We start from the raw sequence: 12,805 nt of genomic DNA on the forward strand, positions 1-12,805 counted from the left end.
AGAAGACACCCATGCCGCGCAAGCAGCTCCACCTGAACGCCTTCCTGATGTCCACCGGCCACCACGAGGCGTCCTGGCGGCTCCCCGAGAGCCACGCCGAAGCCAACTCCGACCTGGAGCACTACAAGAACCTGGCCCGCATCGCCGAACGCGGCCTCCTCGACTCCCTGTTCTTCGCGGACGGACCCGTCCTCACCGGCGACCCCGGCCGACGGCCCGCCGCGAACCTCGAACCCACCGTGCTGCTCGCCGCGCTCGCCGGGGTCACCGAGCGCATCGGCCTGATCGCCACCGCATCCACCAGCTACAACGAGCCGTACAACCTGGCCCGCAGATTCGCCTCGCTGGACCACATCTCCGGCGGCCGGGCGGGCTGGAACATCGTCACCACCGCCGGTGCCGACGCGGCCCGCAACTTCGGCCTGGACGACACACCCCTGCACCACGACCGCTACCGGCGCGCGGCCGAGTTCGTCGAGGTGTCCACGAAGCTGTGGGACAGCTGGGCGGACGACGCGGTGGTGGCCGACAAGAAGGCCGGGGTCCACGCGCTGGCCGACCGGGTACGCAGCATCGGTCACTCCGGCGAGTTCTTCCGGGTCGACGGCCCGCTCAACGTCCAACGGCCGCCGCAGGGCTACCCGTTGCTCGTGCAGGCGGGTTCCAGCGAGAACGGCAAGGACTTCGCCGCCCGGTACGCCGAGGCGGTGTTCACCGCGCAGCAGACCCTCGAGGAGGGCATCGCCTTCCACCAGGACGTCAAGCGGCGTGCCGAGGCGCTGGGCCGCGATCCCGACGGCATCAAGATCCTGCCCGGTATCGTCCCGGTCATCGGTGACACGGAGGCGGAGGCGCGCGACCTGGACGCCGAACTCGACCGGCTCATCGTCCCGGAGTACGCCAAGCGCCAGCTGGCCAGGACACTGAAGCTCGACCCCGACGAGCTGCACCTGGACCGCGAGCTCCCGGCGACCCTCCCCGAGGAGGACGAGATCGAGGGGGCCAAGAGCCGCTACACCCTCATCGTGGAGCTCGCCCGCCGCGAGAAACTGACGGTGCGCCGACTCATCGGCCGGCTCGGCGGCGGGCGCGGGCACCGCACCTTCGCCGGAACAGCCGTGCAGGTCGCCGACACGATCGAGCACTGGTACGACAGCGGGGCGGCCGACGGCTTCAACATCATGCCCGCCGTGCTCCCCTCCGGGCTGGAGGTCTTCGTGGACCGGGTCGTCCCGATCCTCCAGGAGCGCGGTCTGTTCCGCACCGAGTACACCGGGACCACCCTCCGCGAGCACTACGGCCTGCCGAGGCCGGCCAACCGGCTGTTCGACGCCGTGGACACCGGCGCGGGGCGGACGGCCATCGGCCTCGCCACGGCGGCCAGGTGACCGTTCCTCCCGGCAAGGAGCGGCGCGGGTCCACTCCTCCACGGGTCCGCCCTCGTCACCCGCCCCGGAGCAGTGGGGCCGGGCCGTGCGCACAGCGGCTCACCAGGGGCACATGGTCCAAAGAGGAACGTTCCTGCGTATCCCTTCGAGGTGACGGCCGTCGGAACGTGTTCCCGTGGGCGGGCTTCCGGGACAGGCATGGCCGTACCAACGCCTGCATGAAGGAGTCTTCAATGCGCCGTCGTACCAGCGCGTCCGCCGCCCTCGGCGCGCTCGCCCTCGTCGTCACCCTGCCGACCTCCGCGAGCGCCGCCACGGGCGACTTCTCCTACAAGCACGCCGGACCGGACGGCACACCCCTGTCCGTCACGCTGCACGACCCGGCGAGCCCCGCGTGCATCACGCTCCCCGAGGCAGCCGACCCGGCCTCCACCGGGCCCGGGTTCGCCCCGCACAACGACACCGACACCTGGGTCATGGTGTTCTCCGAGCCGGACTGCACGGGCGACTCATGGACCCTGCGCCCCCACGGGAACCCCACCACGGACCGCCTGAAGCTGCGTTCGGTGTTCGTGACCGACCGCCACTAGGCGGGAGGGGCCGGGTACACCGCCAGGGAGAACGAGTGCCCGGCCGGATCCGTGTAGACGCGGACGTCACGCAGACGGCTGTTGCTGCCCCCACTGTCCACGGGCCGGGCGCCGAGGCCTATCGCCTCGCGCTCGGCCTCGTCCATGTCGTCCGGGTCCACCAGGACACGCAGGTGCGCCTGGAGGGAGTCCTCGGGGCGGGGCCAGCTGGGCGGCGCGAAGCCGTGATCACGCCGTATCGCGAGATGGACACCGTTGTTGCCGACGACCTCGACGAAGTCGGGATCGCTCCCGACGCGCGTCTCGGCGTCCAGCAGGGCCGCGTAGAACGCGGCGAGTTCCACGGGCTCGGCACAGTCCAGGACAAGAACGCTCGTTTTCCCGACAGTCATGCTCACCCGGGTACCCGCCACGCGGCCGGGCACGCCGGACCCGCGCACTCCTCCGCCGACCGCCCTGCTGCACGGCGCGCCCGGAGGAGGACCGGGCGCACGCGAACTAGGGTGCGGACCATGGCAGAGAGCACGGAGCACCCGGCCACGGGCACGCCCGGCGCCGGTCCCTCCGACCCCCGTCGCTGGCGTGCACTCGCAGTCTGCCTGGTGGCGGGCTTCATGACGTTGCTGGACGTCTCCATCGTCAACGTGGCGCTGCCGTCCATCAAGGAGGGCCTCGACACCCCGGAGTCCGACCTCCAGTGGGTGCTGTCCGGCTACGCGCTCGCCTTCGGTCTCGTCCTCATCCCCGGCGGACGCCTCGGCGACGCACGCGGACGACGCGTGATGTTCATGGCGGGGCTGACCCTCTTCACGCTGGCCTCAGCCGCCTGCGGGGCCGCCCAGTCCAGCCTCTGGCTCGTCATCGCCCGCCTTCTCCAGGGTGCGGCCGGCGGACTGTTATCGCCCCAGATCTCCGCGCTGATCCAGCAGATGTTCTCCGGCCGGGAGCGGGGCCGCGCCTTCGGCATGTTCGGCACCGTGGTCGGCATCTCCACCGCGGTCGGCCCCCTCCTGGGCGGCCTCCTCATCCAGGGCGCCGGTGCGCAGGAAGGCTGGCGGTGGGTGTTCTACGTCAACCTGCCGATCGGGATCGTGTGCCTCGTGCTGGCCCATCGGCTGCTCCCCGACACACCCTCGGCGAAACCGGTGCGCCCGCGCGACCTGGACCCCGTCGGCGTACTGCTGCTGGGGGCCGGGGTCCTCGCCCTGCTGCTGCCGTTGGTCCAGGCCCAGCAGTGGCCGGGCAACGGGAAGTGGCTGCTCGTGGCGGTGGCCGCCGTCCTGCTCGCGGCCTTCGTGGCCTGGGAGTCCCGCTGCGCGCGACGAGGCTTCCAGCCGGTGCTGAACCTGTCACTCTTCCGGCTCCGGTCCTTCTGGCTGGGCTGTCTGATGATCCTGCTGTACTTCGCCGGCTTCACCTCGATCTTCTTCATCAGCACGCTCTACCTGCAGTCCGGGCTGAACTACAGCGCCCTGGAGGCCGGCCTCGCGATCACCCCGTTCGCCCTGGGCGCCGGTGCGTCGGCGAGCATCGGCGGCCGGCTGGTCGGCCGGTTCGGCCGGCCGCTCATCGTCGTGGGCCTCACCATGGTGGCCGTAGGACTCGGGCTCACCGCCCTGGCCGCGCACCTGGTGCCGGGCAGGGGCGCGGGACTCGCCATGGCGGCCCCCCTGCTGCTGGCCGGCCTGGGCAGCGGACTCGTCATCGCGCCCAACCAGACCCTCACCCTCTCCGAGGTGCCGGTCGAGAACGGGGGCAGCGCCGGCGGCACACTCCAGACCAGCCAGCGGGTCGGCTCGGCCATCGGGATCGCCGCGGTGGGCGCGGTCTTCTTCGCCCAGCTCGGCCCCGGCGACTGGCCCGCGGCCTACGACCACGGGCTGCTCGTCTCGGTCGCATTCGTCCTCGCGGCACTGATCGTGGCACTGGCCGACGTCGCGGCGGGCAGGCGGGAGAGGAGACGTTCCGAGACGTCCGGAGCCACCGAGGCTGCCGGCATCCCGAGGAGGACACGATGAGCGACGCCGAGGACCGGGAGCAGGGCGGGAACGCCGCATACGGTCACAAGCCCTTCAAACGATCCCGCAGCCACTTCGCCGACCGCATCACCGCCGACGGCCGCGACGGCTGGCCCGTCGAGGCCGGACGCTACCGTCTCGTCGTCAGCCGGGCCTGCCCCTGGGCCAGCCGGTCCCTGGTCTCACGCCGTCTGCTCGGCCTGGAGAGCGCCCTCTCGCTGGCCGTCGCCGACCCCGTCCAGGACGACCGCAGCTGGCGCTTCACCCTCGACGAGGGCGGCAAGGATCCGGTGCTCGGCATCGGATACCTGAGCGAGGCCTACGACGCCCGGGAACGCGGTTACCCGGGCGGGGTGAGCGTGCCCGCGATCGTCGACGTACCGACCCGTGCCCTTGTCACCAACGACTACCAGCAGATCACGCTGGACCTGGCCACCGAATGGACCGTCCTGCACCGCCCCGGCGCGCCCGACCTCTACCCGGAGCCGCTCCGCGACGAGATCGACACGGTCATGGACGGCATCTACCGGGACGTAAACAACGGCGTCTACCGTGCCGGATTCGCCGCCGGACAAGGCGAGTACGAGGCGGCGTACGTCGATGTGTTCCGCCGCCTTGACCTGGTCTCCGAACGCCTCGCCGGGCAGCGCTACCTGGTCGGCGACACGATCACCGAGGCGGACATCCGGCTGTTCACCACCCTGGTGCGCTTCGACGCCGTGTACCACGGGCACTTCAAGTGCAACCGCTCGAAGCTCGCCGAGGACCCCGTCCTGTGGGCGTACGCCCGCGATCTGTTCCAGACCCCCGGCTTCGGCGACACCGTGGACTTCGACCACATCAAGCGCCACTACTACCGGGTGCAGACCGGCATCAACCCGACCGGCATCGTGCCGCTCGGCCCCGACCTGTCCGGCTGGCGGTCCCCGCACCACCGGGAGCAGCTCGGGGGCCGCCCCTTCGGGGACGGAACCCCGCCCGGACCGGTTCCGGCCGGCGAGGAGGTCCCGGCACAGGGCCGTCCCTGACCGGTCCACTCCACCCACGGGGCCCCGGCCGGTTCACTCTCCACGCAGGGGCCGCCCCCGGCCGGTTCACTCTCCACGCAGGGGCCGCCCCCGGCCGGTTCACTCTCCACGCAGGGGCCGCCCCCGGCCGGTTCACTCTCCACGCAGGGGCCGCCCCCGGCCGGTTCACTCTCCACGCAGGGGCCGCCCCCGGCCGGTTCACTCTCCACGCAGGGGCCGCCCCCGGCCGGTTCACTCCACACGTGCCGGCGCCGCGTTCGCGGAGGCCAGCGGGGAGCGGGCGAGGACGACGCAGCCGACCGCGATCATGCCCACGCCGATCAGCTGGGGCAGCAGCCACCACCCGGACCGCAGCTCCTCGCCGAACAGCGTCACTCCGTAGGCGATGCTGATGAGCGCGTCCCCGAGCGTCAGCATCGGCTGCACCGCCACCAGCGAGCCGGCCTGCAGCGCGTTCTGGAGGAGGAACAGCGCACCCACCCCCGCCACCGCGGTGGCGTACAGCTGCCACGCCGTCAGCAGTCCGACCACACCGTCGGCGTCCAGCCGCGACATCGAGTCCTTCATCAACGCGGCGGTCAGCGCGTACCCGCACGCCGCGGCCAGCCCCAGCAGCGCGGCCCGCGCGTTCCCGGAGGTGCCGAGCGCCACGGCGATCAGCGCGGCCTCGAAGGCGCAGGTCGCCACGAGCGCCGGGATCCACGCCGCCCCCTGGACATCGTCGCTGCCGCCGACCGGCGCGGCGGCAGCCATGCCCAGGGCCAGGCCCAGAGTCACGGCGGCCACCCCGTACCAGACCTGGCGCGATACCCCGACCCGCATCACGAACCCGGCGACGACCAGGGTCGCGGGCAGCTCGATCACGAAGATCGGCTGGACCACGGCGATGGGACCCGTGGCCAGAGCCACGGCCTGGCAGACGGCGGCGACGATCACGAGAGCGATCCCGGCGAGCCACACCTTCTGTCGCAGCAGATGCCCGAACAGCGACAGACGCATCGCCTCGCTGTCAGGCACCCTGAGGGCGGCGCGACGCTGCAGCACCGAGGCGGTGCCGTTGCTGAAAGCGGTCAGGACGGCGAACAGGACACTGATCACCGCCCCATCATGAGGGCCGACGCCGCCCCGTCCGTGCTGCGGCGGACCGTGCGAGTGTCGCCCGTCCGGGCCGCTGTCGCAGGTCCCGCGTAATCTGCGGTCCATGGCCGCCAAGAACGCTCCCGTGCTCTCCACCCGCGCACTCAACCGGGCAACGATGGAGCGCCAGTTGCTCCTACGCCGCACAGCCGTGCCGGTGAAGGACGCTGTCCGCCGCCTTGTCGGCCTGCAGGCCCAGAACACCAGGCCACCGTATTTCCAGCTCTTCTCCCGGCTTCAGGACTTCGACCCGGGCGCGCTCTCGGCGCTGATGGAGTCCCGCGAGGTCGTCAGGATCGTCACCCTCCGCTCCACCATCCACACCCACACCGCCGAGGACGCCCTCACTCTGCGCCCCCTGGTCCAGCCGGCCCGCGACCGGGAGCTCGGCATGTTCCGGAGCGGCCTCACGGGTGTGGACCTGGACCGGCTCGCTTCGCTCGCCAGAGGGCTCGTCGAGGAACGGCCGCGCACCATGAAGGAACTGCGGGAGGAACTGCTCGTCCACTGGCCGGACGCCGACCCCCGCGCTCTGGCGGTCGCGGCCCGCTGCCGGCTGCCGCTCGTCCAGGTCACCCCGCGCGGGCTGTGGGGGCGCAGCGGACAGGTCGCCCTGACGACCGCCGAACACTGGCTCGACACCACGCCGCACCCCGCGGCCTCCCCCGACGCGACCGTGCTGCGCTATCTCGGCGCCTTCGGACCCGCCTCGGTGAAGGACATGCAGACGTGGGCGGGGCTCACCCGGATGCGCGAGGTCTTCGAGCGGCTGAGGCCCCGGCTCCTCACCTTCCGCGACGAGAACGGCGTCGAGCTCTTCGACCTGCCCGACGCCCCGCGACCCGACCCCGACACCCCGGCCCCGGCACGCTTCCTCCCCGAGTTCGACAACCTCCTCCTGGGCCACGCCGACAGGACCCGGGTGATCCCGCCCGCCCACAAGGGACGCAACGGCGTGGGCAACCAGTCCTACGGAACGGTCCTGTCCGACGGCTTCCTTGCCGCGATCTGGCGCCTCGACGAGACCCGGGAGACCGCGATCGTCACCGTGCAGGCCTTGGGCAAGCTGGACCGGGCCGCCCGCGAGGAGATCACCCAGGAGGCCGTGGACATGCTGACGGTGATGTCACCCGCGCCCGCCTACGACGTCCGCTTCGGCACGTTCGTCGACTTCGGGGACTGAGACGCCGTTCTCACGGCTGTGGACCGAGGAGTCGTCACAAGGCAGTGGGCCGAGGAGCCGTCCCTGAGCTGTGTGCCGAGGAGCCGTCCTCACGGCAGTGGGCCGAGGCGTCGTCTCACGGCAGCAGGCCCGCGCGCCGTGCCGCCACCACCGCCTCCAGCCGGGTGTGCGCCCCCAGCTTCCGCATCGCCGACCGCAGATAGCTCTTCACAGTCTCGGGCCGCAGTCCCAGCCGTTCGGCCGCGGCGGCGTTCGTGGCACCCGACGCCACGCAGGCGACCACATCGACCTCGCGCGGCGCCAGCCGCGGCCGGCCGGACACCGGAACCCGGTCCGCCCCCGCGGCCGAGGCCAGCCGCCCGCACACCGAGAGCAGCTCGTCACGCAGCGAAGGATCCACGATCCTCGGGGCCAGCGCGCGCAGCTCGCGATGCGCCTCGCGGACGTCCTCCCAGGTGCCGGGGCCCGCACCGGGCTCGGTCAGCTGCTCCCTGGTGGCCGCCAGGAGCTGCTGCACCTCGTCGCGGACGGCCAGGGCCTGTTCCACGTCCCGCGCCGCGGAGGCCGCCGCGTCGAACGTACGGTCCCCGAGCGTGAGCGGCTCGCGCAACGCCCCGTACAGCACACCGCGCACCGCCCGGCGCACCACGACGGGCACCGCGACGACCGAGCGCAGGCCCTCCGCCGCGACGGCCGTGTCGTACTCGTGGCTGATGTGGCGCGACGAGGGGTAGTCCGTGACCGCGCACGGACGGGACAGGGCGATCGCCTTACCGCCGAGGCCGCTCCCCGCCGAGATGACGAGCCCCCGCAGTGCCGGGGTCTGCGCCCCGCTCAGCTCGGCGATCCTGGCGTGGCGGGCATCCGAGAGCAGCCCGCCGAAGACCACCGGCAGCCCGCTCGCCCGGCGCAGCCTCAGCAGGGCCGCCCGCAGCTCCGTCGCGTCGCCCGGTTCCCGCACGCCGATGACTCTCCGCCCTGCCGGCCCTACCCCTGTTCGGGGGTGGTGAGATCTGGGTCACTGTTCACATGATGTTAAAGGACGGGTTCGCGACGAGGAGGGCACATGCCGGCAACGAGTGCGACGGAGACGTTCCGGGCTGCCCGGGACTTCCTGATCGAGCACCGTGAGGACTACACGACGGCGTACGAGGGCTTCAGCTGGCCCCGGCCCGACCACTTCAACTGGGCGCTCGACTGGTTCGACGTGATCGCCGAGGGCAACGACCGCACCGCTCTGCACATCGTGGAGGAGGACGGCGGGCGCACCGAGGTGTCCTTCGCCCGGATGGCGGCCCGCTCCGACCGGGCGGCGAACTGGCTGCGGGCACAGGGCGTGGCAGAGGGTGACCGGATCCTCGTCATGCTCGGCAACCAGACCGAGCTGTGGGAGACGGCGCTGGCGGCGATGAAGCTGCGAGCCGTCGTCATCCCCGCCACCCCTCTGCTGGGGCCGGCCGACCTGCGGGACCGGGTCGCGCGCGGCAAGGTCCGCCACGTACTCGTGCGGTCCGCGGACACGGCGAAGTTCGACGAGGTGCCCGGTGACTACACCCGGATCGCCGTGGGCGCCGACGTCGAGGGGTGGCTCTCCTACGGCGGGGCCGACGAGGCGTCCGAGACCTTCGTCCCGGGCCGGGAGACGGATTCCGGTGAACCCCTGATGCTCTACTTCACCTCCGGCACCACGGCGAGTCCCAAGCTGGTCGAGCACACCCATGTCTCCTATCCCGTCGGCCACTTGTCGACGATGTACTGGATCGGCCTCAAGCCCGGCGACGTCCATCTGAACATCTCCTCACCCGGCTGGGCGAAGCACGCCTGGTCGAACCTCTTCGCACCCTGGAGTGCCGAGGCCACCGTCTTCATCTTCAACTACACCCGGTTCGACGCCGCCCGGCTGATGGCGGAGATGGACCGCTCGGCGGTCACCAGCTTCTGCGCCCCGCCGACGGTCTGGCGCATGCTCATCCAGGCCGACCTGGCGCAGCTGAAGACACCGCCGCGCGAGGTCGTCGCGGCCGGCGAGCCGCTCAACCCCGAGGTCATCGAGAGCGTCCGGCGCGCCTGGGGCGTGACCATCCGCGACGGCTTCGGGCAGACGGAAACCGCCGTGCAGGTGGCCAACACGCCGGGGCAGCTGCTCAAAGCGGGCTCGATGGGGCGACCGAGCCCCGGATTCAAGGTCGAGCTGCTGGACCCGGTCTCCGGCGAACCCGGTGCGGCGGAGGGCGAGATCTGCCTCGACCTGTCCACGGCCCCCGTCGGCCTCATGACGGGCTACCACGGAGACCCCGGGCGCACGGCCGAGGCCATGGCGGGCGGCTACTACCGCACGGGTGACATCGGCGCACGGGACGAGGACGGCTACATCACCTATGTCGGCCGGGCCGACGACGTGTTCAAGGCCTCCGACTACAAGATCTCGCCTTTTGAGCTGGAGAGCGCCCTCCTGGAGCACGAGGCGGTCGCCGAGGCCGCGGTCGTGCCCGCCCCCGACCCGGTACGGCTCTCCGTCCCTAAGGCGTACGTCGTGCTCGCGGAGGGCTGGGAACCCGGGCCCGACACCGCGAAGGTGTTGTTCGAGCACTCCAGGGCCGTCCTCGCCCCGTACAAGCGCATCCGGAGGCTGGAGTTCGCCGAGCTGCCGAAGACCGTCTCGGGCAAGATCCGCAGGATCGAGCTGCGCGAACGCACGGCGCGGGGGACCGGTACCGAGTTCGACGAGGGGGACCTGCGATGAGCGGCCTTTCCTACGCGCACGGCACCGGCGACACCGCTCTGCTCGGCGACACCATCGGACGCAACCTGGACCGGGCGGTCGAGGCCTTCGGGGTGCGGGAGGCCCTGGTCGACGTGGTGTCCGGACGCCGCTGGACGTACGCGGAATTCGGCGCCGACGTCGATGAGCTGGCCCGCGGACTGATGGCGTCCGGTGTGGCGAAGGGCGACCGGGTCGGCATCTGGGCCGTCAACTGCCCGGAATGGGTCCTCGTCCAGTACGCCACTGCCCGTATCGGCGCGGTCATGGTCAACATCAATCCCGCCTACCGCGCGCACGAGCTGGAGTACGTGCTGGGGCAGGCCGGAATCTCCGTGCTCGTCGCCTCGCTCGCCCACCGGACCAGCGACTACCGCGCGCTCGTCGCCCAGGTCCGGGACGACTGCCCCGCACTGCGGTCCGTCCACTACATCGGCGATCCGACCTGGGACGAGCTCACGGCCGCCTCGGATTCCGTCACGGCGGAGGAACTGGCGGCGCGTGAAGCCGAGTTGTCGTGCGACGACCCGATCAACATCCAGTACACGTCCGGAACCACCGGATTCCCCAAGGGAGCCACGCTCTCCCACCACAACATCCTCAACAACGGCTACTTCGTCGGGGAGATGGTCGCGTACACGGAACGGGACCGGGTCTGCCTGCCCGTGCCCTTCTACCACTGCTTCGGCATGGTCATGGGGAACCTCGGCATCACCTCGCACGGCGCCTGCATCGTGATCCCCGCGCCGGCCTTCGAACCGGCCGCCGTGCTGGCCGCCGTCCAGCAGGAGAGCTGCACCTCGCTCTACGGCGTCCCCACGATGTTCATCGCGGAGCTCGATCTTCCCGGTTTCGCCTCGTACGACCTCTCCTCGCTGCGCACGGGGATCATGGCCGGGTCGCCCTGCCCGGTCGAGGTGATGAAGAGGGTCGTCGCGGAGATGCACATGGACGAGGTGTCCATCTGCTACGGCATGACGGAGACCTCGCCCGTCTCCACCCAGACCCGACGGGACGACGACCTGGAGCGCCGCACGAGCACGGTCGGCAGGGTGATGCCGCACATCGAGGTGAAGGTCGTCGACCCCGTGACGGGTGTGACCCTGCCGCGCGGCGAGGCCGGCGAACTGTGCACCCGTGGCTACAGCGTGATGCTCGGTTACTGGGACCAGCCGGAGCGGACCGCCGAGGTCATCGATCCCGGCCGCTGGATGCACACGGGGGACCTCGCGGTGATGAGGGAGGACGGGTACGTCCAGATCGTCGGCAGGATCAAGGACATGATCATCCGTGGCGGTGAGAACGTGTATCCGCGTGAGATCGAGGAGTTCCTCCACGGTCACCCGAAGATCGCGGACGTGCAGGTGGTGGGTGTGCCCGACGAGAGGTACGGCGAGGAGATCCTGGCCTGTGTCATCCCCCGCGACCCTGCTGACCCGCCGACGCTCGACGAGGTGACGGCTTACTGCGGTGAGCAGCTGGCGCACTACAAGATTCCGCGCGTGCTGCGGATCCTGGAGGCGTTCCCGATGACGGTCAGCGGTAAGGTGCGGAAGGTCGAACTGCGGGAGGGGTACGGCGCGTAGCCCGTGCCGGGGGCGGCGGGATCAGGCGGCCTCGATGACGCCGGAGCCTATGCCCTGGGTCGCCGCCGCCCACTCGATGAGCAGCACCTCGTACTCCGCGGCCTCCACCGGCGTCCAGTCCTGGCCTGCCCGCGAGTCCACGAGTGCGCGTATCGCCTCGTTGGCCTCGACAGCCGACGGGTGGGCGGGCTGGGTGAGGAAAACGGGGGCGGAGTGAGTGGGATGCCGAGGAGTTAAGACCATGCCTTCACTCTACGTCCTCATGCTGACAACAGCCCGAACATATGCGCCTGGCAGGGCACAGGTGACCGAAATCATGCGCCGGTCCGGACGGTCACGGACCGGCGCTGACCAACTCGTCCGCGGGGCCGTTCACCGGCTGAGGCGTTCCCGTGAGGTCCAGGACGAACAGCGGGACGGCGAGCCCGTCCGCGCGTGAGCGGGCCTGGTCCGTGTAGCCGGCCAGGGAGAACAGCGCGCCGGCCACCGAGGTGTTGAGGGCGTTCAGCCAGAGGCACTCCACGTCGCGCAGGGCGGTCGGGCGCGTGGTCGCGTCGACCTGCGCGATGAGGCCGGCGGCCCTGAGGTCGATCCGGGAGCCGGGCCGGACCTCGGGCTGGATGACATCGCGGAAGCCCAGCCACCTCAGGTAGAGCGCCGCCGTGTCCACCGCGTCGCGGGCCGTGCGTATGACCACGGGCCGGAACGACGGCCTCGGGTGCGCGGCCGTGCTCGGCAGCGGTATGTGGGACGGGGCGGGCGCATCCGTCGGTGCCGTGGTGCCGCGCGTGGCCAGCGGGCGCACGGGGATCCGCAGCACCGCGCCGCAGGGGCAGCAGAGTTCGGGGTGCGGCCACTGGTCGCGGCGCCCGCAGGAATGGCACCGGACGCTCACCCAGTCGTCGTTCCAGGTGCGGTGCGTTATGAGGACGGCCGGTGCGCCGCGCATCAGGGGAGGGGCGGTCGGGGAGCCGCACGGGCAGGGGTACACCGGCGTGATGTATGCGTGATCCCTGTGGCAGGAGGGGCAGCGCACCGGTACGGACTCCACGTGCTGCCCCTTTTCTCCGCCCCTGCGGCGGCGACTGCTTGCCGTACCTCCATCGTCCACCAG

12 protein-coding genes are annotated in these 12,805 nt (G+C 71.3%); 7 read left to right on the forward strand and 5 right to left on the reverse strand.

Annotated features, from left to right (window positions below; all coding sequences use genetic code 11):
* The first annotated feature begins 11 nt into the window (after positions 1–11).
* Both HED23_RS11830 and HED23_RS11835 read left to right on the forward strand, forming a co-directional pair.
* Positions 12–1,388, forward strand: coding sequence for an LLM class flavin-dependent oxidoreductase (locus HED23_RS11830; protein WP_203183360.1), 1,377 nt, complete (start codon positions 12–14; stop codon positions 1,386–1,388).
* A 233-nt stretch (positions 1,389–1,621) separates the two neighbouring features.
* Positions 1,622–1,978, forward strand: a complete 357-nt coding sequence (locus HED23_RS11835) for a hypothetical protein (RefSeq protein ID WP_203183361.1) — start codon at positions 1,622–1,624, stop codon at positions 1,976–1,978.
* Here the strand turns inward: HED23_RS11835 and HED23_RS11840 are convergent.
* Positions 1,975–2,370, reverse strand: coding sequence for a VOC family protein (locus HED23_RS11840; RefSeq protein ID WP_203183362.1), 396 nt, complete (start codon positions 2,368–2,370; stop codon positions 1,975–1,977). The genes HED23_RS11835 and HED23_RS11840 overlap by 4 nt on opposite strands.
* Positions 2,371–2,490: 120 nt before the next feature.
* Here HED23_RS11840 and HED23_RS11845 point away from each other — a divergent pair, with 120 nt between their 5' ends.
* Together HED23_RS11845 and HED23_RS11850 are read left to right on the forward strand one after the other, a co-directional pair.
* Positions 2,491–3,996 (forward strand): MFS transporter, encoded by a 1,506-nt coding sequence (locus HED23_RS11845; protein WP_203183363.1) that lies wholly within the window; start codon positions 2,491–2,493, stop codon positions 3,994–3,996.
* Positions 3,993–5,024 carry a glutathione S-transferase family protein gene (locus tag HED23_RS11850; protein WP_203183364.1) on the forward strand — a complete coding sequence of 344 codons (1,032 nt, stop codon included), beginning with the start codon at positions 3,993–3,995 and terminating at the stop codon, positions 5,022–5,024. The genes HED23_RS11845 and HED23_RS11850 overlap by 4 nt, the downstream gene beginning before the upstream one ends.
* Before the next feature lie 231 nt (positions 5,025–5,255).
* On the opposite strand, the gene HED23_RS11855 is transcribed toward HED23_RS11850, so the two are convergent.
* Positions 5,256–6,122: a DMT family transporter gene (locus HED23_RS11855; protein ID WP_203183365.1), complete on the reverse strand. Its 867-nt coding sequence runs from the start codon at positions 6,120–6,122 to the stop codon at positions 5,256–5,258.
* Positions 6,123–6,225: 103 nt separating this feature from the next.
* On the opposite strand from HED23_RS11855, the gene HED23_RS11860 reads away from it, so the two are divergent.
* Positions 6,226–7,344: a winged helix DNA-binding domain-containing protein gene (locus tag HED23_RS11860; protein ID WP_203183366.1), complete on the forward strand. Its 1,119-nt coding sequence runs from the start codon at positions 6,226–6,228 to the stop codon at positions 7,342–7,344.
* 115 nt (positions 7,345–7,459) lie between these two features.
* Here the strand turns inward: HED23_RS11860 and HED23_RS11865 are convergent, their stop codons facing one another.
* The gene (locus tag HED23_RS11865) at positions 7,460–8,305 is read right to left on the reverse strand and encodes a response regulator transcription factor (protein ID WP_203183367.1); all 846 of its coding nucleotides are present in this window, start codon (positions 8,303–8,305) and stop codon (positions 7,460–7,462) included.
* Between the two features lie 105 nt (positions 8,306–8,410).
* Between HED23_RS11865 and HED23_RS11870 the strand changes: the two genes are divergently transcribed.
* Positions 8,411–10,087 (forward strand): AMP-binding protein, encoded by a 1,677-nt coding sequence (locus tag HED23_RS11870; RefSeq protein ID WP_203183368.1) that lies wholly within the window; start codon positions 8,411–8,413, stop codon positions 10,085–10,087.
* Positions 10,084–11,691 carry an AMP-binding protein gene (locus HED23_RS11875; RefSeq protein WP_203183369.1) on the forward strand — a complete coding sequence of 536 codons (1,608 nt, stop codon included), beginning with the start codon at positions 10,084–10,086 and terminating at the stop codon, positions 11,689–11,691. The genes HED23_RS11870 and HED23_RS11875 overlap by 4 nt, the downstream gene beginning before the upstream one ends.
* A gap of 21 nt (positions 11,692–11,712) precedes the next feature.
* Here the strand turns inward: HED23_RS11875 and HED23_RS11880 are convergent, their stop codons facing one another.
* On the reverse strand, positions 11,713–11,934 hold the full coding sequence (locus tag HED23_RS11880) for a hypothetical protein (RefSeq protein ID WP_203183370.1): 222 nt from the start codon (positions 11,932–11,934) through the stop codon (positions 11,713–11,715).
* 91 nt (positions 11,935–12,025) lie between these two features.
* Complete coding sequence (locus HED23_RS11885; protein WP_203183371.1) at positions 12,026–12,742, reverse strand: hypothetical protein; 717 nt, start codon at positions 12,740–12,742, stop codon at positions 12,026–12,028.
* Positions 12,743–12,805: the final 63 nt, after the last annotated feature.

It is taken from the genome of Streptomyces pratensis, assembly GCF_016804005.1.
GTDB classification, from domain to species: domain Bacteria; phylum Actinomycetota; class Actinomycetes; order Streptomycetales; family Streptomycetaceae; genus Streptomyces; species Streptomyces pratensis_A.